Source organism: Streptomyces sp. NPDC050535 (assembly GCF_044457665.1).
Lineage (GTDB): Bacteria > Actinomycetota > Actinomycetes > Streptomycetales > Streptomycetaceae > Streptomyces.
In genome coordinates this window covers 466,620-490,313 of record NZ_JBITHE010000003.1, presented here as the reverse complement: position 1 = coordinate 490,313, position 23,694 = coordinate 466,620, and the positions used below count along the sequence as shown (strand labels likewise).

The window sequence follows — 23,694 nt, the reverse complement described above, 5'->3', positions numbered from 1 at the left end:
TGGGGGGGGGGGGGGGGGGGGGCGCGGCGGGGGGGGGGGGGGCGCCCGCCCCCCCGGGGGGGGGGGGGGGGCGGGCGGGGGGGGGGGGCCCCCCCCACCACCTGGGTGTCCCGCATCACAGGGGCCCCGCATCACCGGGGCCGTCGGGTACCCGGCCGCTCCGTCCGAACGCCGTACGGGCCGGGATCCGGCCGCACAATGGAACGGTGGACGAACCGATACCCGTGACACGCGACGTGGATCACGGGACCGCCAAGCTGATGCCGGACGTCGACCGGAAGCGGGCGTGGCTGCTGACGGTGGACGGGGCACCGCAGTCGTACGTCGATCTGGACGAGCCGACGCATCTGGAGTTCGAGTACGCGCGCCGGCTCGGGCATGTGGTGGACACGGTCGCGGAACCGGGGCGGCCGCTGGACGTGCTGCACCTCGGCGGGGGCGCGCTCACCCTGCCCCGCTATGTCGCGGCGACCCGGGCGGGCTCGCGGCAGGACGTGGTGGAGGCCGACCGGGGCCTGCTCTCGCTCGTCGTCGAGCACCTGCCGGTGCCCGACGGCGAGGGCATCGCGCTGCACGGCGCGGACGCCCGCGCCTGGATCGAGGCAGCGGCGCCCGACTCCGTCGACATCGTGATCGCTGACGTGTTCGGCGGCGCGCGTGTCCCGGCGCATCTGACCTCCGAGGCGTACGCACGGGCGGCCGAGCGGGTCCTCCGTGCCGACGGCGTCTACCTCGCGAACCTCGCCGACGCCGCGCCGTTCGCCTTCCTGCGCTCCCAACTCGCCACGTTCGCGGCGGTGTTCGAGGAGCTGGCGCTGATCGCCGAACCGGGCGTCCTGCGCGGCCGCCGCTTCGGCAACGCGCTGCTCGTGGCCTCGCACCGTCCCCTGGACACCGCGGCCCTCGCCCGCCGTACCGCCTCCGACGCCTTTCCGGCACGCGTCGAACACGGATCCGCGCTAAGGGAGTTCATCGCCGGCGCGCGGCCCGTACGCGACGAGGACGCCGTCCCCTCGCCCGAGCCGCCCGACGGCGCCTTCAGCATCGGCTGAGCCGTGAGCCGTGAGCCGTGAGCCCCGTCCACGGTTCAGGGCCGAGCCGCGCGGAACGTCGCTCCGCGCGGCCCCCGAGTCACCCCGTCGGCTCGCCGTGCAGCCGTACCGTGCCGAGGATCTTCTGCACGGTCGCGTCCGGGACCTCGTCGGACACGCCCTTGGCTCCGTAGAAGGTCCAGGAGACGAAGTCGCCTGCCGAGTTCTTGAAGGCGAAGGTGGTGGCCTTGCCGTCGGAGTCGCACTTGTCCTTCTTGGGGACGCCGGACGAGTACGTCGTCGCGACGCTGCCCTTGATGCCCGAAGTCGTCGTGTACGCCTTCGGCTTGCCGATCTTGAGCAGCTTCTTCGACGCGTCCTTCTGGTCCGTGTAGCCGCCGAAGACCCACCAGGCCGAGTCGTTGCTCGCGACGTCGTCGGTGTTCTTGGCGCCGCTCTGCCCCTTGGTGCCCACGGCCGCCAGCGCCGACTCGTCCTCGTAGCCGTCCTTGTCGGCGTCGGACGTGCACCACTTCTCCTGGAGGAAGGCGGGAGCGGACATGCCGATCAGTACGGAGCCGTCGCCCTTCTGGTCGTCCTCGAAGCCGATGAACGTCCCCGGAGTACGGACGTCCCAGTCCGCCGGTACGTCGAAGGCCGTGCCCCACTTGGGGTTCACGACGACCTTCCAGCCCGCGATCGTCGCCTTCTCGTCGTCGCCGCCCCGCGGGTTGTCGTCGCCGGTGCTCGCGCTCGGCGACGTGGAGGCGGACGCGGACGCGGACGACGCGGGGGACTTGGACGGATCGTCGCCCGCCTTGTCGTCCTTGTCACCGCCGAGGACGAGGAAGCCGGTGACACCGGCCGCGATCACGACGGCCGTCGCCGCGACAATCGCCGTGATTTTGGTCTTGTTCCCGCCGCCGCCCGGACCGCCGGGCACCCGCGGCCCTCCGAGCGGCTCCGTCGGAGCCCCCCACTGCTGCGGTCCCGGCTGTTGTCCGTACGGATTGGGCTGCGGAGGGCCCGGCTGCTGATATCCGGGCTGTTGATACGGATTCGGCTGCTGGTACCCCGGCTGCTGGTACGGGTTCTGGTCCTGCGGGTTCTGCTCGCCCCCGGGCGGCTGCTGTCCTGGCCACATGGGCAGCCACCTTAGTCCCGCCTGTGACATGTTGCGGTCACCGCGGCTCGTCAACCGTGTACCGGATCGACGTCGGGCGAGACGTCGTGGCGGCGGACGGTGATGAAGCATCTCCGTATCGTCACATCCCTAGGCGAAACGATACTGCGATCGGTGCGGGGTGCTGGTCCAGGACTGCTACTCGTGGGTAACATGTCGGTATGAGCGCAGACCAGATGTCGATCGGCGAGATGCTCGCCGCCACCGTGCCGATGGCCCGGACCCTGAACCTCCAGTTCGTGGAGACCACGCCGGAAAAGGCCGTCGTGGCTCTTCCGGACCAGAACGACTACCACAACCACGTCGGCGGGCCGCACGCCGGAGCGATGTTCACGCTGGGGGAGTCGGCGAGCGGGGCGATCGTCCTCGCCGCGTTCGGGGATCAGCTGTCGCGTGCCGTGCCGCTCGCCGTCAGTGCCGAAATCGCGTACAAGAAGCTTGCGATGGGCCCCGTCACGGCCACCGCGACGCTCGGCCGCCCCGCTGTCGACGTCGTCGCCGAACTCGACGCCGGCAAGCGCCCCGAGTTTCCCGTCGCCGTCGCCATCCAGCGTGAGGACGGCGCGGTGACCGGCGAGATGACGGTCATCTGGACGCTGCGTCCGAACGGCTGAGCCGAGCTTCGTGAGCGGGCGCCGGCCTGGCGGTTGACAGCCGGCCCGGTCGGGGCTGACCGCGGCGCCGCCCCGGCCGTCGGCCGCCCGGTCGGACTCGCGCGGTCGAACCCGTTCCGTCCGGCCCCTTCATTCCTCCGTTCCTTTCCTTCACTCCTCATCCCTTCGCTTCTTGTCGCACGACCCGCCTTTTCGGTTCACTTCATTGACACGAGTCACCTCCGGTCATAGTTTTCGCGCCGTACCCGTGGTGCCTGACGGCGTGTCAAGTCGGCTCTGACGCATAGTGCGTTCAAGGGCCGAACGCGACTGCCGTTGGCACGTGTACACGCGGTCCACAACGACGTGCCCGCGCACCGAAGGAGTGACGGCTCATGTCCCACGCCTTTTCCCGGAGATCGGCCCTGCGGCTGCTGAGCGGCGCCATCGCGGTCGCCGCGGCGGCCACCGGCGCCGGCCCCGCCCCCCTCGCCCACGCCGAGTCCAGAACCGGTGCGGGCCCCCGCGTAGAGGGTTTGATCGGCAAACTCACTCTCGACGAAAAGATCTCACTGCTGCACGGGGCCACCGACCCCGCCTCGCTCGGCCAGGCCGGATACGTGCCCGGAGTCCCACGCCTCGGCATCCCCCCGCTCCGCCTCGCCGACGGCCCGGCAGGTGTCCGGGTCGCCCGCCACGCGACGGCCCTGCCGGCACCCGTCCTGCTCGCCGCCGCGTTCGACCCCTCACTGGCCCGCCGATACGGCCAGGTCATCGGGCGTGAGGGCCGCGCCCTAGGGCAGGACGTGCTGCTCTCCCCGATGGTCAACCTCATCCGCACCCCGTACGCGGGCCGCAACTTCGAGACGTTCAGCGAGGACCCGCTGCTCTCCGGCGACCTGGTCGCGGCCGAGATCCGCGGCATCCAGGGCGAGGGACTCATCGCCACGGTCAAGCACTTCGCGCTGAACAACCAGGAGAAGGACCGCATGTCCGTCGACGTGCGGGTCGACGAACAGACCATGCACGAGGTCGAACTCCGCGGCTTCGAGGCGGCCGTCGCGGCCGGCTCCGGCGCGGTCATGGGCGCGTACAACAAGGTCAACGGCACCTTCGCCTGCGAGAACAAGGCGCTGCTCACGGATGTCCTGCGCGGCCGGTGGGGCTTCGAGGGCTGGGTGATGACCGACTGGTTCGCCGCCCACAGCACGGGCGCCGCGCTCACCGCGGGCCTCGACATGGAGATGCCGGACGGCACGTACTTCGGGGACGCGCTGAAGAAGGCCGTGCGCGACGGCGCCGTATCCGAGGCCTACGTCAACCGCGCCGTACGCCGCGTCCTCACGGTGATGGACCGCTTCGGGCTGCTCGACGGCAGTGCGCCGCCCCGCCCCTCCCGTGACCCGGAGGCGGGCGCGGCCGTCGCTCTGGAGGTCGCCAAGGCGGGGGCGACGCTCCTGCGCAACGAGCGGCACACCCTGCCCCTGACAGGCGGCAGCATCGCCGTGATCGGCCCTACCGGCTCCCTGCCGTTCGTCAGCGGCGGCGGCAGCGCCCATGTCGTCCCCGACCGCGCCGACAGTCCCCTCATGGCGATCAAGTCCCGTGCGGGACGCGGCGCGAAGGTGTCGTACGCGCTCGGCGAGGACCTCTTCGGCAAGGCGATTCCGAGCGGCGCGCTCACCGCGGGGATCAACAGCGAGGCGCAGGGTGTGGCCGCCGGGCAGACCTGGACGTACGACGGCACGCTCACTGTCGCGGACGCCGACGAGTGGGCCCTCGTCATCCACTACTCGGGCGAGCGGCCCAAGGTGTTCCTCGACGGCGAGGACCTCTTCCCCGTGGCGCCCGGCTACGGCGAGTACTTCCAGGGCGGGCTCGTCACCGCCGCACCCGACGGCCTGTCCGTGCGCCGCAGGACGCTGAATCTCTCCAAGGGCGCGCACCAGCTCGGGATCACCGCGAAGGGCGGCACCGGCGGGCAGTTGTTCCGGCTGCGGCGCAGTACCGGAACGACCCGCGCGCAGGACGTGGCCGAGGCGGTCAGGGCCGCGCGTGCCGCACGGAGCGTCGTCCTCTTCGCCTACGAGGACGCGACCGAGGGCCAGGACCGCACGACCCTCGCACTGCCGGGCCATCAGACCGAGCTGATCGAGGCGGTGACGGCGGCGAACCCCCGTACGACCGTGGTCCTCAACACCTCCTCCTCGACCTCCATGCCCTGGCTGCGGGGTACGGCCGCCGTGCTCCAGATGTACTACCCGGGTCAGGAGGGCGCGGCGGCCACCACCGCCGTGCTGTTCGGCGACTGCGATCCGGGCGGACGCTTGACGCAGTCCTTCCCGGCCGACGACGACCACCATCCGGTCGCCGGCGACCCGCGCCGCTATCCGGGCGTCGACGGCACGGAGGAGTACTCGGAGGGGATCCACGCCGGCTACCGCTGGTACGACGCCGAAGGCGCGCGCCCGCTGTTCCCCTTCGGTCACGGCCTGTCGTACACCTCCTTCGCGTACGACGATCCGCGCGTACGCCGGTCCCCGCGCGGTCTCGAAGTGAGCTTCACCGTGCGCAACACCGGCCGGCGTGACGGCGTGGAGGTCGCGCAGGTCTATGTCGGCCCGTCGCCGGATCTGCGACTCGACCAGGCGGTAAGGGTGCTGGGCGGTTATCGCAGGCTCGCGCTGCGGGCGGGGGAGTCGCGCCGGGTCACCGTCGTCGTCGAGCGGCGCACGCTCTCCTCCTGGGACACCGAGCGGCACGGCTGGGTGCTCGGCACCGGGCGTCGCACCGTGTGGGTCGGGGCGTCGTCGCGGGACCTGCGACTGCGGACGACGGCGGAGGTCAGGACATGATCAGCCCTCTCCTCGCCGGGCCCGCCTGGGCGAACTCCCGGCACGCGACCGTCCGTCAGGAACACCGGTACGACCCGTCGGGCGCGGCCGTGCTCAGCTGACCGGTAGGCTTCCCGGCGTGCGTTCCCGACGCTCCGACGCTCCGAGCGAGCAGGGAGCGGCGAGCGCACGCCGGGAAAGCAGCCACGCGAAACGGGAGGACCCGCGTTGCACGTCCAGGAATGGCTCGAGACGGTGCCCCCGGTCGCCATCTACGCGTTGGTGGGGCTGGTCATCGGCCTGGAGAGCCTGGGCATCCCGTTGCCCGGCGAGATCATCCTGGTCTCCGCGGCACTGCTCTCCTCGCAGCACGGCGGGATCAACCCGGTCATCCTCGGAGCGTGTGCCACCGCGGGGGCGATCATCGGCGACTCGATCGGCTACGCCATCGGCCGCAAGGGCGGACGACCGCTCCTTGCCTGGCTGGGCGGCAAGTTCCCCAGACACTTCGGCGAGGCGCACATCGCGACGGCCGAGCGGTCCTTCGAGAAGTGGGGCATGTGGGCGGTCTTCTTCGGCCGTTTCGTCGCCCTGTTGCGGATCTTCGCGGGCCCCCTCGCGGGCGTGCTGAAGATGCCGTACTGGAAGTTCCTGATCGCCAACGTCCTCGGCGGGATCATCTGGGCCGGTGGCACCACCGCCGTCATCTACTACGTGGGCGTGGTCGCCGAGGACTGGCTCAAGCGCTTCTCCTACCTCGGTCTGGTCGCCGCGGTGCTCATCGGGCTCACCTCGCTGCTGGTCGTGCGCCGCAAGGCGAAGAAGGCGGCGGACCGGCACGAGGCGGCCGAACACGCGCCGGCCGACGGGTCGGCCACCCCGGCACCCGTCGCCGACTGATCACCGTCGGACAGCGGTCACCGACTGATCACCATCGGACCGCAGCGGACCGGCCCGGACCGGAGCCGGTCACTCCTCCTCGTGCACCGCGCGGTGCGCCTTCGCCAACTCGACGTACAGCGTGCCGTTCAGCGTGATTCCCTCGCGCTCCTCGTCGGTCAGCTCCCGCCTGACCCTGGCCGGTACGCCGGCGACCAGTGAGCCCGGGGGCACTCGCATCCCCTGCGGCACCAGTGCCTGGGCGGCCACCAGTGAACCGGCGCCGATCACCGCGCCGTTGAGCACCGTCGCGCCCATCCCGATCAGGCAGTCGTCCTCGACGGTGGCGCCGTGGATCACCGCGTTGTGCCCGACGGAGACACGCTCGCCGATCGTGAGGGGGAAGCCCGGGTCGACGTGCAGCGTGCAGTTGTCCTGGACGTTGCTGTCCGCGCCGACGACGATCGGACCGACCTCGGCGCGCAGCACCGCGCCGTACCAGACGCTCGCCCCCGCGTGCAGGGTCACCTCGCCGATCACCACGGACGTCGGCGCCGCGAACGCCTCCGGGTCCACCTTCGGATCCTTGCCGCCGATCCCCGCGATCAGCGCCCGCTGCGTCATCACCGTCTCCTTCTCGTCGGTACTCCGGCACCGTATGCCATCGGTGCGCGCCCGGGTGGGGCGAAGATCACAGCCGTACGGCCTCATCGGCACACTTCGCGCTGAGTACCGTGAGCGGGTGCCCACGAGCAAGAACACGTTCTCATCATGGCGGCGCCGCCTCGCGCAACGCGTCGTCCACGCGGGCTGGGCCTGGGTGCAGCGCACGGGTGCGGTCACCGCGGAACACCCGGGACGGTTCCGCTTCGGCGCGATGGGAACAGGTACCAGACTGGCCTTCCCGCTCGGCACGGTGTTCGGTGAACCCTGGATCCACCTCGGCTCCCACTGCATCGTCGGCGAACAGGTCACGCTGACCGCCGGGTTGATGCCCGACCTCGACCTCGGCCCCGACCCGATCCTGCGCATCGGCGACGGAGTCGTGCTGGGCCGCGGCAGCCATGTCATCGCCGACACGACGGTCACGATCGGCAGCGACTGCTACTTCGGTCCGTACGTGTACGTCACGTCCACCAACCACTCCTACGACGACCCGCAGGTGCCCATCGGGAAGCAGTGGCCGCGTATGGAGCCGGTGGAGATCGGTTCGGGCTGCTGGGTCGGGACCGGGGCGGTGATCCTGCCTGGCGCGCGGATCGGGCGGAACGTGGTGGTGGCGGCCCACGCGGTGGTGCGAGGCGAGGTGCCGGACCACGCCGTGGTGGCGGGGGCACCCGCCCGGGTCGTACGGCGCTGGGACGCGGTGGGCGGGTGGCAGCCGCCGCTGCGGACGCCGGCACCGGTACCGATCCCGGACGGGGTGACGTCGGAGCAGCTGTCGGCGCTGTCGGGGCTCGACGAGGAGACGGCGGCGCGTCTCGCGGAGCTGGACCTGGAGGTGCGGGGCGCGCCCGGGGACGTACGCACCGAGACCTGACTCAGCCCGTCGCCAGCAGGACCGTGCCGATCAGCGCGAGCCCCGCGCCGGCCGCCTGGACCCCGCGCAGCCGTTCGCGGAGGATGCCGCGCGCGGCCAGGGCCGTGACCACCGGATACAGCGAGGCGAGGACGGCGGCGACGGTGACCGGGCCGTGCTGGGCGGCGAGGGAGTACGTGCCGTTGGCCGCGACGTCGGCGAGGCCGACGAAGGCCAGCGCGGGCACCAGACCCCGGGGGAATCCGCCCTCGGGAAGGGCTGCCCTGGCGCCGCGCTTCACCGAGACGCGGAGCGCCGTGCCGCCCGCCGCCACATTGGTCACGCGCTGGACGAAGAGGGCGAGGAAGAGACCGGTGAGGTTCGTCGAGGCCTCCGCGATCAGCGACATCACCGCGCCGAAGCCGAAGGCGGCGAGGAGGGTGAGCAGGACCGCCTGCCGGTGGACGGGGGCGCCCTTCAGCTGCGGCCCGCCCGCGAGCACGACCCCGACGACGGCGACCGCGATGCCCGCGAACTGGACCAGCCCTGGACGTTCTCCCAGCACAACGCCCACGCCGACCGGCACGGCGACGCCCAGCGAACCGAGCGGCGAGACGACGCCCATCGGGCCGAGCGCCAAGGCCTTGTAGAAGGAGAGCATCGCGACCGGACCGACCAGGCCGGCGGCCACCGCGAACCACAGCTGCGGGCCGGCCTCGCTCCAGGCGCCGGTGGCGAGCACGACCGTGCCGAGGACGGCGGCCGCGATCGACTGCGAGACGACGACCACCGTCAGAGCGGGCATACGCCGGGTCAGCAGGCCTCCGCCGAAGTCGGCCAGGCCCCACAGGAGGCTCGTGGCCAGGGCGAAGAGTGCTGTCATGAGACGCCTCGCAGTACAGTTTGGTGAACAATTTGGTGCACCACACCATAGTTCAATAAATTAGACTCTGTCATCCATAATATTGGACGGAATGTGTCGGACCTCGACCTGCTGACCCAGTCCCTGGCGCGCAACGTCAAACGCTGGCGCACCGAGCGCGCCTTCACCCTGGACGCGCTCGCCGCCCGCGCCGGAGTCAGCCGCGGCATGCTCATCCAGATCGAGCAGGCCAGGACCAACCCCAGCCTCGGCACGGTCGTCAAGATCGGTGACGCCCTCGGTATCAGCATCACGACCCTCCTCGACTACGAGCAGGGCCCCAAGGTCCGGATCGTCCCGGCCGATCAGGCCGTCCGGCTCTGGCACACCGACGCCGGCAGCTACAACCGGCTCCTCGCGGGCACCGAGGCGCCGGGACCGCTGGAGATGTGGGACTGGCGGCTGATGCCCGGCGAGAGCAGTCCCTCGGACCCGCACCCCACCGGCACGGTCGAACTCATCCACGTCACCGCGGGCGAGCTGACCCTCACGGTCGACGGCGCCGAACACGTCGTGCCGGCCGGCGCCAGCGCCTCCTTCGAGGCCAACACCCCCCACACCTACGGCAACGCCGGTGACGCGCCGGTGGAAATGATCATGACGGTGTCGGTGCCTGGCGTGCACCGGGACGCCTGACCGAGGGCTCGCGCGCGGCTGTTAGCGTGCGGTCATGCACGCACCCATCGGACACTTCGACCACGCCACGCCCGCTCCCGACTGCCTCGGCGAACTCATCCGCCCGGTCGCCGACGCGGTCCGCGACTGGCGCGGTGACATCCCCGCCGACCGGATCGTCTACGTCGACACGGATCCCGAATGGGCCGACACCGCGACCTTCGTCGAGCACTACGGCAAGGAACTGCTCGACCAGTCCGCCAACTGCGTGGTCGTCGCGGGCAGGCGCGGCGGCGAGACCACGCTCGCCGCGTGTGTCGTCCTCTCCACGACCCGCGTCGACGTGAACGGCGCGGTCCGCCGGCAACTCGGCGCCCGCAAGGCCTCGTTCGCGTCGATGGATGTGGCGACCGACGAGACCGGCATGGAGTACGGCGGCATCACGCCCATCGGACTCCCGGGCGACTGGCCGGTGTTGGTGGACCCGGCGGTCGTCGAGCTGCCGTATGTACTGGTGGGGAGCGGACGCCGGCGCGGGAAGCTGCTGGTACCGGGGAAGGTGTTCGCGGAGCTGCCCAACGCCGTGGTGCTGGAGGGGCTCGGCGTCGCCTGACGGCAGGTCAGGCGATGGCGTGATGCGCGAGCGTCAGATGGGGGTCGCTCTCGCCCGGCAACGGAGTCGGATCGGCGTGGACCAGGGCCGCGGTGAGCTTCGGAACGGCGTGCAGCAGGGCGTGTTCGGCCTCGACGGTGATGTCGTGGGCCCGGCGCACACTCACCTCGCCGTCGACCACGACCGCCACCTCGGCGCGCAGCCGGTGTCCGATCCAGCGCAGCCGCAGCTCACCCACGCCGCGTACGCCCGGAACCTCCCGCAGCGCCTCCTCGGCCCGGTCGACCATCGCCGGGTCGACCGCGTCCATCACCCGGCGGAACACCTCACGCGCGGCGTCGCGCAGCACCAGCACGATCGCGGCCGTGATCGCCAACCCGACCAGTGGGTCCGCGAGTTGCCAGCCGAGTGCCGCGCCGCCCGCGCCCACCAGCACGGCGAGTGAGGTGAATCCGTCCGTACGGGCGTGCAGTCCGTCCGCGACCAGCGCGGCGGAGCCGATCTCGCGGCCGACGCGGATGCGGTGGCGGGCGACCCACTCGTTGCCGAGGAAGCCGATGACCGCGGCGACGGCGACGACCGGGACGTGGTGCAGCGGGCGGGGGTCCAGCAGCCGGTCGACCGCCGTCCAGGCCGCGAAGGCGGCGGACGCGGCGATCGTCAGCACGATCACGATGCCCGCGAGGTCCTCCGCCCGGCCGTAGCCGTAGGTGAAGCGCCTTGTCGCCGCGCGGCGGCCCAGTACGAAGGCGATCCCGAGCGGCACGGCGGTGAGGGCGTCGGCCGCGTTGTGCACCGTGTCGCCGAGCAGTGCGACCGAACCCGAGAGCACGACAACGACCGCCTGTGCCAGGGCGGTTGAGCCGAGGACGACGAGGGAGATCCACAGCGCGCGCATGCCTTTGGCCGACGACTCCAGGGCGGGGTCGAGTTTGTCGGCGGTCTCGTGTGAGTGGGGGGCGAGGAGGTGGCGCAGGCGGTGGGTGGGCCCGGGGGTGTGGTTGTGCGGGTGACCGTGACCGTGCGGGTGGTCGTGACGATCGCTGTGCGGGTGGTCGTGACCGTGACCCTGCGGGTGGTCGTGACCATGGCCGTCCGGCTGGTCGTGACCGTGTGGGCGGCCATGGTCGTGGGTGTGCTCGTCGCTCACGTGGGTCCCTTTCCGGTGCGCGGAGTGGACGCGGCACCGTCCACCGGGACATTATGTGCGTATGAGCGCACGCATGCACCTATCAACTGCGCATGATGCGCACCCGCGTACCCCTCACGAGGAGCAGTTCGCGCTCGCGGCGGAACTCCTGGCCCTGCTGGGGGATCGCACGCGCCTCGCTCTGCTGCACGCCCTGAATGGCGGAGAAGCCGACGTCACCACGCTCACGGAGGTCTGCGGCGCGGCGCGTCCCGCCGTCAGCCAGCACCTGGCCCGGCTCCGGCTCGCCGGTCTCGTGATCACCCGGAAGGAAGGCCGCCGGGTGATCTACTCACTCGGCGACGGCCATCTGCGCCGGGTGGTCGACGAGGCACTGAGCCTCGCCGACCACCGGCTCAATGACCGGCCGGCCCACGACTGAGAGCGGTATGGCCGGCCGGAATACGCCCAGGAGCGGGTACGGCCGAACGGCTGGGAGCGGTACGGGCGAACCGCCGGCGGCGGCTGGGAGCGGGGCAGTCGGGCGGTGGTCGGGACATTCGTGTCCTCGGCTCAGAAGACGTGCGCCGTGTCGTCCTCGCCCTCCTCCAGCAGGTTCGCCGCCTCACCCACGACGCTCGGGTCCGGGCTGCCGACGACCTCCTCGTCCTTGCCGGTGTAGTCGAAACGGGCGAGGACACTGCGCATGGCCTCGACGCGGGCCCGCTTCTTGTCGTTGCTCTTCACCACGGTCCAGGGCGCCTGCTCGGTGTCCGTCTCGCGGAACATGGCGACCTTGGCGGCGGTGTAGTCGTCCCAGCGGTCCAGCGAGGCCAGGTCCATGGGGCTCAGCTTCCACTGCCGTACGGGATCGACCTGGCGGATGGTGAAACGGGTGCGCTGCTCGCCCTGCGAGACCGAGAACCAGAACTTGATCAGGTCGACGCCGTCGTCCACGAGCATCCGCTCGAACGCGGGTGTCTGCCGCATGAAGCGCCGGTACTCGTCATCACTGCAGAAACCCATGACCCGCTCGACCCCGGCGCGGTTGTACCAGGACCGGTCCAACAGGACTATTTCGCCCGCGGTCGGCAGATGCTCCACATACCGCTGGAAGTACCACTGTCCGCGCTCGCGCTCGGTCGGCTTCTCCAGGGCCACGACGCGGGCACCACGCGGATTGAGGTGCTCGGTGAACCGCTTGATCGTGCCGCCCTTGCCGGCCGCGTCCCGTCCCTCGAAGACGACGACGAGCCGGCGTCCGGTCTCCTTTATCCAGCTCTGCAGCTTCAGCAGTTCTATCTGCTGGAGGCGTTTGTGCCAGTCGTATTCCTTGCGCTCCATGCGCTGCGGGTACGGATAGTTCTCCCGCCAGGTGTCGACCGGGGTGCCGTCAGGGCGGATCAGTACGGGGTCGTCGTGGTCGCTGTAGTCGACCCGCATCCCCGCCATCAGTGGCGTCATGTCAGCCTTCCCTTCTCCCGGTGCGTCAGTGTCAGTCTCAGTGCCGATGCCGGCGCCCACCCTCAGTGTCGTGCGTCAGTGGAACTGCGGCACGATCAAATAGATTCCGTACGCCACCACGGCCGCGCAGGCCAGGAAGCAGAGCCCGGCCTGGGCGAACCCCAGGGTGTCGGTGCCGCCGCCGGCTTCGCGCGCGGACTCGACCCGGGCGAGGCCCAGCACACCCAGGGCGAAGACGACCACCACTCCGACGGTGACTCCGGTACTCACCGCGGCTACCTCGCCGAGCGCGTTCCAGTCGAGATGCATGTCCAGAACTCCTCGTGGTTAGGCGGCCGCGCCGACATCGGTCGGCGTCGAGCCGCGGAGGGTGACCTCGTGGCCGTCATTGACGTTGTGGGCGCTCACCGGGTTGCGGCGCGAGGCGATCACGATGACCGTGGCGACGGCCAGGGCGACCAGGGCGATCACCACGGTGCCGAAGGTGCCGCCATGGGTCACCACGCTCGCGGAGACTCCGCCGACCAGCGCGGCGGCGGGCAGCGTGACCAGCCAGGCGATCACCATCCGGCCGGCGGTGCCCCAGCGGACCTCGGCGAGACGCCTGCCCAGACCGGCGCCGAGGATGCCGCCCGAGCAGACCTGTGTCGTGGAGAGCGCGAAACCCAGGTGGGCCGAGGTGAGGATCACAGTCGTGGAGGCCGCCTCGGCCGCGAAGCCCTGGGGCGACTGGATGTCGGTCAGGCCCTTGCCCATGGTGCGGATGATCCGCCAGCCGCCCAGGTAGGTGCCGAGCCCGATGGCGAGTCCGGCCGACGCGATCACCCACACCGGGGGACCGGCGTCGTGGCCCAGCGCTCCCGCCGAGATCAGGGTCAGCGTGATCACGCCCATGGTCTTCTGCGCGTCATTGGTGCCGTGGGCCAGTGAGACCAGCGAGGCCGAGGCGATCTGACCGAGCCGGAAGCCCTTGGTCACCGACTTCTCGCGGGACCGGGCCGTGATCCTGTAGGCCAGGTAAGTGGCCAGCAGTGCGGCGATGCCCGCGACGAGGGGCGAGGCGACGGCCGGGATCAGGATCTTCTCGACCACCATGTCGAAGTGCACGCCGTGCTCGCCCGCGCCGACCCACACCGCCCCGATCAGTCCGCCGAACAGGGCGTGCGAGGAGCTGGAGGGAAGCCCGACGAGCCAGGTCATCAGGTTCCACAGAATCGCCCCGACCAGGCCCGCGAAGATCATGCCCGGTGTGACCAGGGTGTCGTCGACGATGCCCCCCGAGATCGTCTTGGCGACCTCGGTGGAAAGGAAGGCCCCGACGACGTTCAGGACTCCGCTGATGAGGACCGCTGTTCTCGGTTTGAGCGCTCCGGTGGCGATGGACGTGGCCATCGCGTTCGCGGTGTCATGGAAGCCGTTGGTGAAATCGAATGCCAGCGCCGTGACGATGACGACCGCCACGAGGAACGTGATGTGGTCCATTCCTCGATGGAAGCAATCGCTCCTGTACACGTGGCTAACCGAAGGTAAAGGCCGCGTATGGGGGAGTGAAGTTGAACACTTGTTTGCCGAAGGAACGGCTGTCGCGGCACCGAGTTCGACGTTCGCGCCCGCGAGGGTACTTGCCGGGGGTCTCCCGGCAGGACGTACCGCTCGGCTTACTCGAATTCGTGCTCCCGGCGGCCGGCCCGGTCAGCCCAGTCGCGGGATCTCGATGGCGGGGCAGCGGTCCATGACCATGTCGAGGCCGGCGGCGCGGGTCCGGTCGTAGGCCTTCTCGTCGATGACGTCCAGCTGGAACCAGACTCCCTTGGCGCCGATGCGGACGGCCTCGTCGGCGATGGCGCCCGCGAGGTCGCTGTTGACGAACACGTCGACGACGTCGACCTCGAAGGGGATGGCTTCCAAGGAGGTGTATCCCTGTTCGCCGTGGACCGTTTCGGCTTTCGGGTGCACGGGCACGACGCGCTTTCCGAAGCGCTGGAGTACTTCCGCGACTCCGTAGGCCGCGCGGCGCCGGTTCGACGACAGGCCCACGATCGCCCAGGTGTCGCCGAGCTCGGTGAGGATCTTGCGGGTCGATGCTGAGTCGCCGTACACGCTCGGCCTCCTGGAGATTCGTGTGAGGGCTGCCGTTTCGGACAACAGCGGGCGGAACACGGCGATTCCCCGCGGCTGTCACTGGGGTAACGGCCCTCTCGGGCGGGTGCAAGGGTACGTGCGCACGGCTTCGCGGTGTTTCCGGCTCCGTCGGCCCGGTCTTCACTGAGGGCCGGTTGTCGGGGTACTCGCGACGGCATGACTGTTTATGGCTTGCACGCCTCGCACGAGCAGATCCCGCCCGCGGATCTGCTCGACGCCGTGGTCCAGGCGGAAAGCGCCGGATTCACCGCCGCCATGTGCTCCGACCACTTCTCTCCGTGGAGCGTCCGCCAGGGAGAGTCCGGATTCGCCTGGTCGTGGCTCGGCGCCGCGCTCCAGGCCACCCAGCGGATGCCGTTCGGCGTGGTCAACGCGCCGGGCCAGCGCTATCACCCCGCGGTCATCGCCCAGGCGGTCGCCAGCCTCGCGTCCATGTACCCGGGCAGGTTCTGGGTCGCGCTCGGCAGCGGCGAGGCCTCCAACGAGCACATCACCGGGGCGCGTTGGCCCCGCAAGGAGCTACGTAACGCACGCCTGCGGGAGTGCGTCGACGTCATCCGCGCGCTGCTGGCCGGTGAGGAGGTCAGCCACGACGGGCTGGTGACCGTGGACCGGGCCCGGCTGTGGACGCTCCCGACCGCCGTGCCGCCGCTCATCGGAGCCGCGTGCAGCACGGCCACCGCCGCCTGGTGCGCCGAGTGGGCCGACGGCCTGATCACGGTCAACGCCCCGCCGGAACGGCTGCGCGAGATCGCCGACGCGTACCGCGACGCGGGTGGCCGTGGGCCGCTGCACCTCCAGGTGCACCTGAGCTGGGCGCCCGACGAGGACCGCGCCCTCGCGCTGGCCCACGACCAGTGGCGCACCAACGTGCACTCGCCGCCGGTCAGTTGGGACCTGGACTCCGCGGAACTGTTCGACATAGTCAGCGAGCACGTCACGCCCGAGCAGGTGGCCGGCACGGTCAACGTCTCGTCCGACCTCGGCCAACACACCGCCTGGCTACAGGAGTACGCCGACCTCGGGTTCGACACCGTGATGCTCCATCACGTGGGCCGTGAACAGGCCTCGTTCATCGACACGTTCGGCGCCGAGGTGTTGCCGCAGCTCGACGTCACCAGCCCGCTTCCCGCCACGGCCAAGGAGTACCGATGCGTCTGACCCGCACGTCCGACCTGTGGTGGAAGAACGCGGTGGTGTACTGCCTGGACGTCGAGACGTACCAGGACGGGAACGGTGACGGGATCGGCGACTTCGTGGGGCTCACCCAGCGGATCGACCATCTGGCGCGGCTCGGCGTGACGTGCGTGTGGCTGATGCCCTTCTACCCGACACGGGAACGCGACGACGGATACGACATCACCGACTTCTACGGTGTCGACCCCCGCCTCGGTACCCTCGGGGACTTCGCCGAGTTCGTCCGCACCGCGAAGGACCGCGGCATCCGCGTGATCGCCGACCTCGTCGTCAACCACACCTCCGAGGAACACCCCTGGTTCAAGGACGCCCGCTCCGGCCGGGACTCCGCCTATCGCGACTGGTACGTCTGGCAGGACGAGCCCCCGAAGGACGGCCCCGAGGGCGTGGTCTTCCCCGACGCGGAGGACAGCCTGTGGGAGTACGACGAGGGCAGCGGTCAGTACTACCTGCACCGGTTCTACAAGGAGCAGCCCGACCTCAACGTCGCCAACCCGGAGGTCCGCGACGAGATAGCCCGCGTCATGGGCTTCTGGACACAGCTCGGCCTGTCGGGTTTCCGCGTCGACGCCGTGCCCTTCCTGCTGGAGACGGACGGGCAGGACGACGCCGGAGCGCTGCCCGACCCGCACGACTATCTCGCCGACCTGCGCGCCTTCCTGGGCCGCCGCAACGGTGAGTCGGTGCTGCTCGGCGAGGTGAACCTGCCGTACGACGGTCTCGCCCGGTTCTTCGGCGACCCCGATTCGGACCGCGGTGACGAACTCACCATGTGTTTCGACTTCATCGGAATGCAGCAGATGTACCTCTCGATGGCGCGCGAGGACGCTGGGCCGCTGGCCGCCGCGCTGCGGGACCGCCCGGCCGCTCCCCGGGACGCCCACTGGGCCACCTTCGTGCGCAACCACGACGAACTCACCCTCGACAAGCTGAGCGACGACGAACGGGCCGAGGTCTTCGCGTCCTTCGGGCCGGACAAGGACATGCAGCTGTACGACCGTGGTCTGCGCCGCAGGCTGCCGCCCATGGTCGACGGCGACCGCCGCCGCGTCGAACTCGCCTACAGCCTGCTCTTCACCCTGCCGGGCACCCCCGTGCTCTTCTACGGCGAGGAGATAGGGATGGGCGAGAACCTGGCCGCCGAGGGCCGTCAGGCCGTACGCACGCCCATGCAGTGGACCCCGGGCGAGGGTGCCGGGTTCTCCACCGCTGAGCCGACGGCCTTCCCCAACCCGATGGTGGAGGGGGCGTTCGGACCTCAGACGGTCAATGTGTACGAGCAGAGCCGCGATCCCGGTTCGCTGCTGAGCCGCATACGGCTGTTCGTCGAGCGCTACCGGGAGGCGCCCGAACTGGCCTGGGGCGAGTACCACCTGGCCGAAACGGGAGAGCGCTCCGTGCTGGCCCACGTCAGCCGCACCGGCGACGGGACGGTCCTGGCCGTGCACAACTTCGCGGACCGGCCGGTCACCGTACGGCTGCGGCTGTCCGAGGCCGGCCCAGGCGGCAGGCTGACGGATCTCCTCGACGACCGGCATGCCGGTATGACGGTGCCCGACGACGGTCTGCTCCCCGTCGAACTGCCGCCCTACGGATACCGATGGCTCCGCGTCGGCACCCCCGCGGACGACCCCGAGAGGGTCGCCACCGGCTGACCGAACGGTCAGGGAATCCGCTGCGCATCCGGAACTGACGCGCAGCGGTGCGGGCGACGGGCGGGGCATCTGCCACTGGACCGCGCGATCCAGCCCTCGATGAGCTCGACCGTGCGGTCGGTGTGTTCCTCGTGCAGGTAGTGGCCGCTGTCCGGCCAGTGGTCGACGCGGGAGCCGGGAACGTGCAGTGTGCCGCGCTCCCAGTCGGCGTACGGCTGGGCGGTCCACACCGTGAGCGCGGGCTGGGTACGACGGCGGAGGTAGTCCTCGGCCGCGGGACGCGGACCCGCCGCGCCCGGGTCGAGGTACATACCGGCGTAGGACTGGGCGACGACATGGCCGGGCGTGCCGAGCATGGTGCGTACGTGCGCGGTGCGCAGGCCCGGTGGTGCGTCCTCGGCGAAGGCCCCGGCGACGAAGGCGGCGGCGGCCTCGGCGCCCCCAGCCTGGTACAGCGTCAGATTCCGCCTCATGTCCGGGAGTTCCGTCTCGGGCGCGCCGTGGGCCGGGTCCAGCGCGATCACCGACCGTACGGAGTCGGGGTGGTGGACAGCAAGCAGATTGACCACCTGGCCGCCCATGGAGTGGCCGACGGCGACCACCGGGCCAATGTCCAGCTGGTGGACGAGTGCTGAGAGGTCGCGGGCCATCGCCAAGGGGGTGTTGTCGTGGGCCGGTGCCGGGGAGCGGCCGTGTCCGCGCAGATCGGGGACGATCACGTGATGGCGGGTCGAAAGGGTCTCCGCGTGCGCCGACCACTCGCGGCCGTCGCCGCCCCAGCCGTGTACCAGGAGCACGGAATGGGCACCCACGGAGCCCAGTTCGGTGTGGAAGAGCTCGACGGCCGTCATGGCCGGGGGTCCTCGGGGCGGTAGGTGACGTGGGCGAAGTCGGCATGGACTCCGGATCCGTCGAGGTCCTGGACCCACAGGCCGAGCATCGCCCCGGTGAAGCCCAGGGTGCGCATTCCGGCGGTCCCGAACTCGTCGGCGGCCTCGTCGGAGACGGCGGTGGCGTCGAGTTCGAGTGGCAGATGTTTATGGTCCGCGACGCCGGTTGCACGGTCGTCGAGGGCGTACGAGAAGCGGAGAACAGGGCCTGCGAGCTCCGCGCGCAGGACGACGGGGCCGCCGGGGGCGAGCGGGATGCGCGGCTGGTGGGCGGTGAGGGATCCGGCCTCGCAGGTCAGTGCCCGGAGACCGGGACTGCCGTCGTCCTCCGAAGTCACGTACAGGTAGTGCCAGTTGCGGGTGTTGTAGTAGAGCGTCAGGCCCGCGAGGTGGTTCGGGGTGCGTGGGGCGAAGGACACGTGGGCCTCGAAGGAGCAGTCCTGGGAGGTCACGCGCCGGGCGACCAGGCTGGGTGCGCGCCGGGTGCCGGCCGACTGGCCGCCGGTGATCCGCAGTCCGCCCTCCGGTGCACGGCCGATCCAGTCGGGGCCGGCGGGGCGGCGCAGGGTTGACCAGTCGGGGCCGAGCGCGGGAGGGTCGAAACGCTCGGTGGCGGGCGGCTCCGGGACCGGCGCCGGGGGGAGGCCCGGGGCGGGGACGGTACGGGCGGGAACGCCGCCGTCGATGCGCGGCCAGCCGTTCTCGGCCCAGGTCACCGGTTGCAGAGCGGTCTCGCGGCCCAGGACACAGCGGCCGCGCTCGGTGTAGGGGCGGGCAACGAGGTGGGCCGCGTACCACCGGCCGTCCGGGGTCTCCAGGAACGAGCAGTGCCCGGCCTTCTGGAGTTCCAGCGTCGGGTCATGACGGGACGTCAGCAGTGGTCCGGCCGGATCGGTCTCGTAGGGGCCGGTGATGACGCGGGACCTGGCGACCATGGCGCCGTGTTCATAGCCGGTTCCGCCCTCGGCGCTGAGCAGGTAGTACCAGCCGTCCCGGCGGTAGAGGTGCGGGCCCTCGGTGACACCGACGGAGGTGCCCCGGTAGATGGTCGTGGGGTCTCCGACGGCCCGGCGGGCGGCGCGGTCGTAGCGCTGGAGCTGGATTCCGGCGAAGGATTCGTGGCCGGGACGCCAGTCGAAGCGCATGTTGAGCAGCCAGTCGCCGCCGTCCTCGTCGGTGAAGAACGAGGTGTCGAAGCCCCGGGAGTGCAGCGGCACAGGGTCGGACCAGGGGCCCTCGACCGAAGGAGCGGTGGTGAGGAAGTTCGGGACGTCCTTCCAGCCCTCGCCGTAGGTGTCGACCACGGTGAAGACGAGGTGGAACAGGCCGTGCGCGTACGACAGGCCGGGGGCCCAGATGCCGCCGGAGTCGGGGACACCCTGGAGGTCGAGGAGGCGCCGGGAGTCCAGGGCGCCGCCCAGGCAACGCCAGTTGACCAGGTCGCGGGAGTGGTGGATCCGAACACCCGGGTACCACTCGAAGGTCGAGGTGGCGATGTAGTAGTCGTCGCCGACGCGCAGGACCGAGGGGTCGGGCTCGAAGCCACGCAGGACGGGATTGCGGATGGTGGCCGGGGGTGTGGTGGTCACGTGTTCGTCTCTCCGTTTGCGGTTGGAGGCGGGCGTATCGCGTGGCCGGGCTGTTTCTTGAGGCCCTGGTTGAAGCGGCGTCGCACAGGCCGCCCGGATCTCCTGAAGAGCCGTCAAGCGCGCCGCCCGGACTCTCGGCCGTGGCCCCTCGACGAAGTCGCCGTCGAAGGAGCGATCGGTCCGGCGAACTCGGCGTAGCGTGACACGATCGGCAACCGATTTCTAGCGGGGGCGTCGTCGTCGGGCCGTGGTTCGTCGGCGGATCCGATTGTCGGTCCGCGTTCCCGGGGTTCTCGGGCGGCGGCGGACGCCTTGGCGTAGGAGGCACTCACCGGGTCTGCCGCATCGCCGCTATGCAGGATGTGCGGGGAGAATGGCACGGTCAGGGGCTGATTTCGTCTCGTTCGCGCAGGGATTGCGGCGACCGTTCACCCCTCCGCGTCGTGGCGCCGAGGCTACCCACTCTTTTCGAAAGTTCGCCAAGACCCTTGACGTTGATTCCGACCGGGAAGAAGCTCTGCCCACTGCTGAGTAACCGGTTTCTGTCCAGTCTGACCCGTTAATGGGTCACTCGGACAACTCGCATCAGGAGGTGACGCCAGCATGGACATGTTGACGCCACGGGGTACGGCTCCGCAGACGGCCGAGACGGCGGGCGACGCCCACGGTCCGCGGCTCGTGACCTATCCCGTTCCAGACGGCGCCCCGACCAACGACAGCTACCTCGTCAAGGCCCGCGCGCCCGGCGGCGGATGGCAGGAGTTGGACACCTACCTTGTCACCCTCAACATCCTCGACACCGCCACCGGGACCGCGCGGATCCAGAACTCCTCCCTCGCGATCCTCGACTTCGCGGACGTCGTCGAGTTGGAGGTCAGCTACGCCGAGGGCGGCGTGGAGAAGGCCCGGATCCGCCCTGACTCGTACGGCATCGCGCACGAACTGCGCGGCGACACCGTGCGGTTCGGGCTCACCGAGCCGCGCAACCTCGTCGTTCAGGTCAACGACGACACCTTCGACGTCCTGCACCTGTTCGCCCGTCCCCTGGAGACCGACCGCCCGGCCGAGGACGACCCCGACGTGCTCTACTTCGGGCCCGGCGTGCACACCACCCCCGACGGCCAGGTGACCGTCCCCTCCGGCAAGACGGTGTACCTGCACGGCGGCGCGGTGCTCAGGTCCCGCGTCCGCTTCAAGGACGTGCAGGGGGCGGCACTCGCCGGGCGCGGGGTGATCTGGGCGTCCCCGGGCGGCGGTGCCACGGTCGAGGGCTCGACGGACATCTCCATCGGCGCCGTCACCATGCTCAACCCCGACGGGTACGCCGTCACCATCGGCGAGTCGTCGAACGTCACCGTCACCGGGCTCGGCTCCTTCAGCTCGAAGGGCTGGGGAGACGGCATCGACGTCTTCTGCTCCGTCGGCGTCACCATCGACGGAGTCTTCCTGCGCAACGCCGACGACTGCGTCGCGATCTACGCCCACCGCTGGGACTACTACGGCGACACCCGGGACATCACCGTCCGGAACTCAACCCTGTGGGCGGACGTAGCCCACCCCGTCAACATCGGCACACACGGCAACACGGGCGCCCCCGAGGTCCTGGAGAACCTCACCTTCGAGAACCTCGACATCTGCGACCACCGCGAACCCCAGCTCGGTTACCAGGGCTGCATCGCCCTCAACGCGGGTGACAGCAACCTCATCAGGAACGTCCGCGTCGACGGCGTACGCGTCGAGGACTTCCGCCAAGGCCAGCTCATCCACCTGCGGGTCATGCACAACGCGACCTACAACACCTCCCCGGGCCGCGGCATCGAGTCGGTGTACGTCAAGGACCTCAGCTACACGGGCACGCGCGCGGGCGTCTCGATGCTGGTCGGCTACGACGAGTCCCGTGGGATCAGAGACGTCACCTTCGAGAACCTCGTGGTCAACGGCACGGTGATCGCGGACAGCATGCGGAAGCCGGGCTGGTTCAAGACGTCCGACCTCGTGCCGATGTACGCCAACGAGCACGTGAAGGACCTGAAGTTCCTCACCACCGCCGAGGCGGCGGTCCGCCGAACCCCTCCGGTCATGGCTCCCGCGTCCTCGCGGGCAACCCTGCCGACTTCTTCATCAGGAGGTGAGCACCCCTCGCACCCGGATCCTCCACCTGGATTGGAGACGCACGGACATGAGCCGCACCAAAACCCAAAACACCACATTTGATGGAGAGTTGAGCCGCCGCGGTCTGCTGAGAGCCGTCGGCGGTGTCACCGCCGGACTCGCCGCCGGTGCCTCGGCCGTCACCGGCGGCACCGCGAACGCCGCGCCCGCGACGTTCGTCCACCCCGGCGCCTTGCACGCCTACGGAGAACTCAACCGCGCCAAGGTACGGGTCGCCGCGGGCGACGCCCCCTGGCTGTCCGGCTGGAGCCGCCTGACCGCCAACTCCCACTCCGCGAGCACCTGGAACCCCAACCCGCAGGCCACGATCATCCGCGGCGGCACGGGCGAGAACTACGGCATCCTCTACAACGACATCCACGCCGCCTACCAGAACGCCCTGCGCTGGAAGGTCGCCGGGACGACCGCCAACGGCGACGCGGCGGTCCGGATCCTCAATGCCTGGTCCGGCACGCTCACCACGGTGACCGGCAACGCGGACCGGTTCCTGGCAGCCGGCATCTACGGCTACCAGTTCGCCAACGCCGCCGAACTCATGCGCGGCTACGGCGGGTTCGACCTCAGCCGGTTCAGAACGATGATGCTCAACGTCTTCTACCCGCTCAACAACCAGTTCCTGACCGGACACAACGACGCCTGCATCACCAACTACTGGTCCAACTGGGACCTGTGCAACATGAACTCGATCCTCGCGATCGGGATTCTGTGCGACGACGCGGCCAAGTACGACCAGGCGGTGAACTACTTCAAGACCGGCGCCGGCAACGGCTCCGTCAACCACGCCATCCCCTTCGTGTACGACAGCGAGGGCCTGGCCCAGTGGCAGGAGTCGGGACGCGACCAGGGGCACACCATGATGGGCATGGGCCAGATGGGCGCCTTCTGCGAGATGGCGTGGTCCCAGGGCGAGGACCTGTACGGCTACGGAGGCAACCGGTTCATGAAGGCCGCGCAGTACGTCGCCAAGTACAACCTCGGCCAGTCGGTGCCCTTCACGACGTACACCTGGGGCACCGGCCAGAACTGTGCGCAGCAGTCGCACACCGCGATCTCCTCCGCGAGCCGCGGGCAGGCAAGACCGGTCTGGGACATCCTGCACTACCACTACGCCCGCCGCCGCGGCCTCCCCGTGCCGTACATCACCGCGATGGCCGAGAGCCTGCGCCCCGAAGGCGGGGGAGGTGACTACGGCTCCACCAGCGGTGGCTTCGACCAACTCGGCTTCGGCACCCTGATGTACGCCAAGTAGGAACCCCTGCAGGACCGA

22 protein-coding genes are annotated in these 23,694 nt (G+C 70.3%); 12 read left to right on the top strand and 10 right to left on the bottom strand.

Translation table 11 applies throughout. The features are described 5' to 3' along the window. Nucleotides 1-206 precede the first annotated feature (206 nt). The gene (locus ACIBLC_RS10220) at nucleotides 207-1,052 is read left to right on the top strand and encodes a spermidine synthase (RefSeq protein ID WP_399210322.1); all 846 of its coding nucleotides are present in this window, start codon (nucleotides 207-209) and stop codon (nucleotides 1,050-1,052) included. Between the two features lie 79 nt (nucleotides 1,053-1,131). Here the strand turns inward: ACIBLC_RS10220 and ACIBLC_RS10215 are convergent, their stop codons facing one another. Next, on the bottom strand, nucleotides 1,132-2,175 hold the full coding sequence (locus ACIBLC_RS10215) for a hypothetical protein (protein ID WP_399210321.1): 1,044 nt from the start codon (nucleotides 2,173-2,175) through the stop codon (nucleotides 1,132-1,134). 215 nt (nucleotides 2,176-2,390) lie between these two features. Between ACIBLC_RS10215 and ACIBLC_RS10210 the strand changes: the two genes are divergently transcribed. From ACIBLC_RS10210 to ACIBLC_RS10200, 3 genes are all read left to right on the top strand, one after another. Then, nucleotides 2,391-2,828, top strand: coding sequence for a DUF4442 domain-containing protein (locus tag ACIBLC_RS10210; protein WP_399210453.1), 438 nt, complete (start codon nucleotides 2,391-2,393; stop codon nucleotides 2,826-2,828). A 374-nt stretch (nucleotides 2,829-3,202) separates the two neighbouring features. Further along, a complete protein-coding gene (locus tag ACIBLC_RS10205) occupies nucleotides 3,203-5,662 on the top strand; it encodes a beta-glucosidase (protein WP_399210320.1) in 2,460 nt (819 codons plus the stop codon). A gap of 207 nt (nucleotides 5,663-5,869) precedes the next feature. Beyond that, a complete protein-coding gene (locus tag ACIBLC_RS10200; protein WP_399210319.1) occupies nucleotides 5,870-6,541 on the top strand; it encodes a DedA family protein in 672 nt (223 codons plus the stop codon). A 69-nt stretch (nucleotides 6,542-6,610) separates the two neighbouring features. Here the strand turns inward: ACIBLC_RS10200 and ACIBLC_RS10195 are convergent, their stop codons facing one another. After that, the gene (locus ACIBLC_RS10195) at nucleotides 6,611-7,144 is read right to left on the bottom strand and encodes a gamma carbonic anhydrase family protein (protein WP_399210318.1); all 534 of its coding nucleotides are present in this window, start codon (nucleotides 7,142-7,144) and stop codon (nucleotides 6,611-6,613) included. Nucleotides 7,145-7,262: 118 nt separating this feature from the next. Here ACIBLC_RS10195 and ACIBLC_RS10190 point away from each other — a divergent pair, with 118 nt between their 5' ends. Beyond that, nucleotides 7,263-8,060: an acyltransferase gene (locus ACIBLC_RS10190; protein ID WP_399210317.1), complete on the top strand. Its 798-nt coding sequence runs from the start codon at nucleotides 7,263-7,265 to the stop codon at nucleotides 8,058-8,060. Nucleotide 8,061: 1 nt separating this feature from the next. Here the strand turns inward: ACIBLC_RS10190 and ACIBLC_RS10185 are convergent, their stop codons facing one another. Continuing rightward, nucleotides 8,062-8,922, bottom strand: a complete 861-nt coding sequence (locus ACIBLC_RS10185; RefSeq protein WP_399210316.1) for an EamA family transporter — start codon at nucleotides 8,920-8,922, stop codon at nucleotides 8,062-8,064. A gap of 93 nt (nucleotides 8,923-9,015) precedes the next feature. Here ACIBLC_RS10185 and ACIBLC_RS10180 point away from each other — a divergent pair, with 93 nt between their 5' ends. Both ACIBLC_RS10180 and ACIBLC_RS10175 read left to right on the top strand, forming a co-directional pair. Further along, nucleotides 9,016-9,597, top strand: a complete 582-nt coding sequence (locus tag ACIBLC_RS10180) for a helix-turn-helix domain-containing protein (RefSeq protein ID WP_399210315.1) — start codon at nucleotides 9,016-9,018, stop codon at nucleotides 9,595-9,597. A gap of 34 nt (nucleotides 9,598-9,631) precedes the next feature. Further along, a complete protein-coding gene (locus tag ACIBLC_RS10175) occupies nucleotides 9,632-10,189 on the top strand; it encodes a YbaK/EbsC family protein (RefSeq protein WP_399210314.1) in 558 nt (185 codons plus the stop codon). Nucleotides 10,190-10,196: 7 nt separating this feature from the next. Here the strand turns inward: ACIBLC_RS10175 and ACIBLC_RS10170 are convergent, their stop codons facing one another. Continuing rightward, nucleotides 10,197-11,339, bottom strand: coding sequence for a cation diffusion facilitator family transporter (locus tag ACIBLC_RS10170; RefSeq protein WP_399210313.1), 1,143 nt, complete (start codon nucleotides 11,337-11,339; stop codon nucleotides 10,197-10,199). 61 nt (nucleotides 11,340-11,400) lie between these two features. On the opposite strand from ACIBLC_RS10170, the gene ACIBLC_RS10165 reads away from it, so the two are divergent. Further along, nucleotides 11,401-11,760 (top strand): ArsR/SmtB family transcription factor, encoded by a 360-nt coding sequence (locus ACIBLC_RS10165; protein ID WP_399210312.1) that lies wholly within the window; start codon nucleotides 11,401-11,403, stop codon nucleotides 11,758-11,760. A 131-nt stretch (nucleotides 11,761-11,891) separates the two neighbouring features. On the opposite strand, the gene ppk2 is transcribed toward ACIBLC_RS10165, so the two are convergent. From ppk2 to ACIBLC_RS10145, 4 genes are all read right to left on the bottom strand, one after another. Continuing rightward, complete coding sequence (gene ppk2 / locus ACIBLC_RS10160) at nucleotides 11,892-12,782, bottom strand: polyphosphate kinase 2 (protein WP_399210311.1); 891 nt, start codon at nucleotides 12,780-12,782, stop codon at nucleotides 11,892-11,894. A 75-nt stretch (nucleotides 12,783-12,857) separates the two neighbouring features. Next, nucleotides 12,858-13,091 carry a hypothetical protein gene (locus ACIBLC_RS10155; protein ID WP_399210310.1) on the bottom strand — a complete coding sequence of 78 codons (234 nt, stop codon included), beginning with the start codon at nucleotides 13,089-13,091 and terminating at the stop codon, nucleotides 12,858-12,860. Nucleotides 13,092-13,109: 18 nt separating this feature from the next. Continuing rightward, nucleotides 13,110-14,264 (bottom strand): anion permease, encoded by a 1,155-nt coding sequence (locus tag ACIBLC_RS10150; protein WP_399210309.1) that lies wholly within the window; start codon nucleotides 14,262-14,264, stop codon nucleotides 13,110-13,112. A 210-nt stretch (nucleotides 14,265-14,474) separates the two neighbouring features. Next, nucleotides 14,475-14,882: a CoA-binding protein gene (locus ACIBLC_RS10145; RefSeq protein ID WP_399210307.1), complete on the bottom strand. Its 408-nt coding sequence runs from the start codon at nucleotides 14,880-14,882 to the stop codon at nucleotides 14,475-14,477. Between the two features lie 198 nt (nucleotides 14,883-15,080). Here ACIBLC_RS10145 and ACIBLC_RS10140 point away from each other — a divergent pair, with 198 nt between their 5' ends. Both ACIBLC_RS10140 and ACIBLC_RS10135 read left to right on the top strand, forming a co-directional pair. Further along, nucleotides 15,081-16,085 (top strand): TIGR03885 family FMN-dependent LLM class oxidoreductase, encoded by a 1,005-nt coding sequence (locus tag ACIBLC_RS10140; protein WP_399210306.1) that lies wholly within the window; start codon nucleotides 15,081-15,083, stop codon nucleotides 16,083-16,085. After that, nucleotides 16,076-17,776, top strand: a complete 1,701-nt coding sequence (locus tag ACIBLC_RS10135; RefSeq protein ID WP_399210305.1) for an alpha-amylase family protein — start codon at nucleotides 16,076-16,078, stop codon at nucleotides 17,774-17,776. Before ACIBLC_RS10140 ends, ACIBLC_RS10135 begins: the two co-directional genes overlap by 10 nt. An 8-nt stretch (nucleotides 17,777-17,784) precedes the next feature. On the opposite strand, the gene ACIBLC_RS10130 is transcribed toward ACIBLC_RS10135, so the two are convergent. Next, nucleotides 17,785-18,627, bottom strand: a complete 843-nt coding sequence (locus ACIBLC_RS10130; RefSeq protein WP_399210303.1) for an alpha/beta fold hydrolase — start codon at nucleotides 18,625-18,627, stop codon at nucleotides 17,785-17,787. Beyond that, a complete protein-coding gene (locus ACIBLC_RS10125; RefSeq protein WP_399210302.1) occupies nucleotides 18,624-20,255 on the bottom strand; it encodes a glycoside hydrolase family 43 protein in 1,632 nt (543 codons plus the stop codon). Before ACIBLC_RS10125 ends, ACIBLC_RS10130 begins: the two co-directional genes overlap by 4 nt. A gap of 603 nt (nucleotides 20,256-20,858) precedes the next feature. Between ACIBLC_RS10125 and ACIBLC_RS10120 the strand changes: the two genes are divergently transcribed. Next, nucleotides 20,859-22,469 carry a glycosyl hydrolase family 28 protein gene (locus ACIBLC_RS10120; protein ID WP_399210300.1) on the top strand — a complete coding sequence of 537 codons (1,611 nt, stop codon included), beginning with the start codon at nucleotides 20,859-20,861 and terminating at the stop codon, nucleotides 22,467-22,469. Continuing rightward, complete coding sequence (locus ACIBLC_RS10115) at nucleotides 22,435-23,676, top strand: alginate lyase family protein (RefSeq protein WP_399210299.1); 1,242 nt, start codon at nucleotides 22,435-22,437, stop codon at nucleotides 23,674-23,676. The genes ACIBLC_RS10120 and ACIBLC_RS10115 overlap by 35 nt, the downstream gene beginning before the upstream one ends. Nucleotides 23,677-23,694 lie beyond the last annotated feature (18 nt).

What these genes read in the sequence shown, in the direction of transcription:
- ACIBLC_RS10130 (WP_399210303.1), bottom strand. Translation starts at nt 18,627, where the DNA reads ATGACGGCCGTCGAGCTCTTCCACACCGAACTGGGCTCCGTGGGTGCC.
- ACIBLC_RS10120 (WP_399210300.1), top strand. Translation starts at nt 20,859, where the DNA reads ATGGACATGTTGACGCCACGGGGTACGGCTCCGCAGACGGCCGAGACG.
- ACIBLC_RS10135 (WP_399210305.1), top strand. Translation starts at nt 16,076, where the DNA reads ATGCGTCTGACCCGCACGTCCGACCTGTGGTGGAAGAACGCGGTGGTG.
- ACIBLC_RS10165 (WP_399210312.1), top strand. Translation starts at nt 11,401, where the DNA reads ATGAGCGCACGCATGCACCTATCAACTGCGCATGATGCGCACCCGCGT.
- ppk2 (WP_399210311.1), bottom strand. Translation starts at nt 12,782, where the DNA reads ATGACGCCACTGATGGCGGGGATGCGGGTCGACTACAGCGACCACGAC.
- ACIBLC_RS10150 (WP_399210309.1), bottom strand. Translation starts at nt 14,264, where the DNA reads ATGGACCACATCACGTTCCTCGTGGCGGTCGTCATCGTCACGGCGCTG.
- ACIBLC_RS10210 (WP_399210453.1), top strand. Translation starts at nt 2,391, where the DNA reads ATGTCGATCGGCGAGATGCTCGCCGCCACCGTGCCGATGGCCCGGACC.
- ACIBLC_RS10195 (WP_399210318.1), bottom strand. Translation starts at nt 7,144, where the DNA reads ATGACGCAGCGGGCGCTGATCGCGGGGATCGGCGGCAAGGATCCGAAG.
- ACIBLC_RS10205 (WP_399210320.1), top strand. Translation starts at nt 3,203, where the DNA reads ATGTCCCACGCCTTTTCCCGGAGATCGGCCCTGCGGCTGCTGAGCGGC.
- ACIBLC_RS10155 (WP_399210310.1), bottom strand. Translation starts at nt 13,091, where the DNA reads ATGCATCTCGACTGGAACGCGCTCGGCGAGGTAGCCGCGGTGAGTACC.
- ACIBLC_RS10175 (WP_399210314.1), top strand. Translation starts at nt 9,632, where the DNA reads ATGCACGCACCCATCGGACACTTCGACCACGCCACGCCCGCTCCCGAC.
- ACIBLC_RS10115 (WP_399210299.1), top strand. Translation starts at nt 22,435, where the DNA reads ATGAGCCGCACCAAAACCCAAAACACCACATTTGATGGAGAGTTGAGC.
- ACIBLC_RS10185 (WP_399210316.1), bottom strand. Translation starts at nt 8,922, where the DNA reads ATGACAGCACTCTTCGCCCTGGCCACGAGCCTCCTGTGGGGCCTGGCC.
- ACIBLC_RS10140 (WP_399210306.1), top strand. Translation starts at nt 15,081, where the DNA reads ATGACTGTTTATGGCTTGCACGCCTCGCACGAGCAGATCCCGCCCGCG.
- ACIBLC_RS10215 (WP_399210321.1), bottom strand. Translation starts at nt 2,175, where the DNA reads ATGTGGCCAGGACAGCAGCCGCCCGGGGGCGAGCAGAACCCGCAGGAC.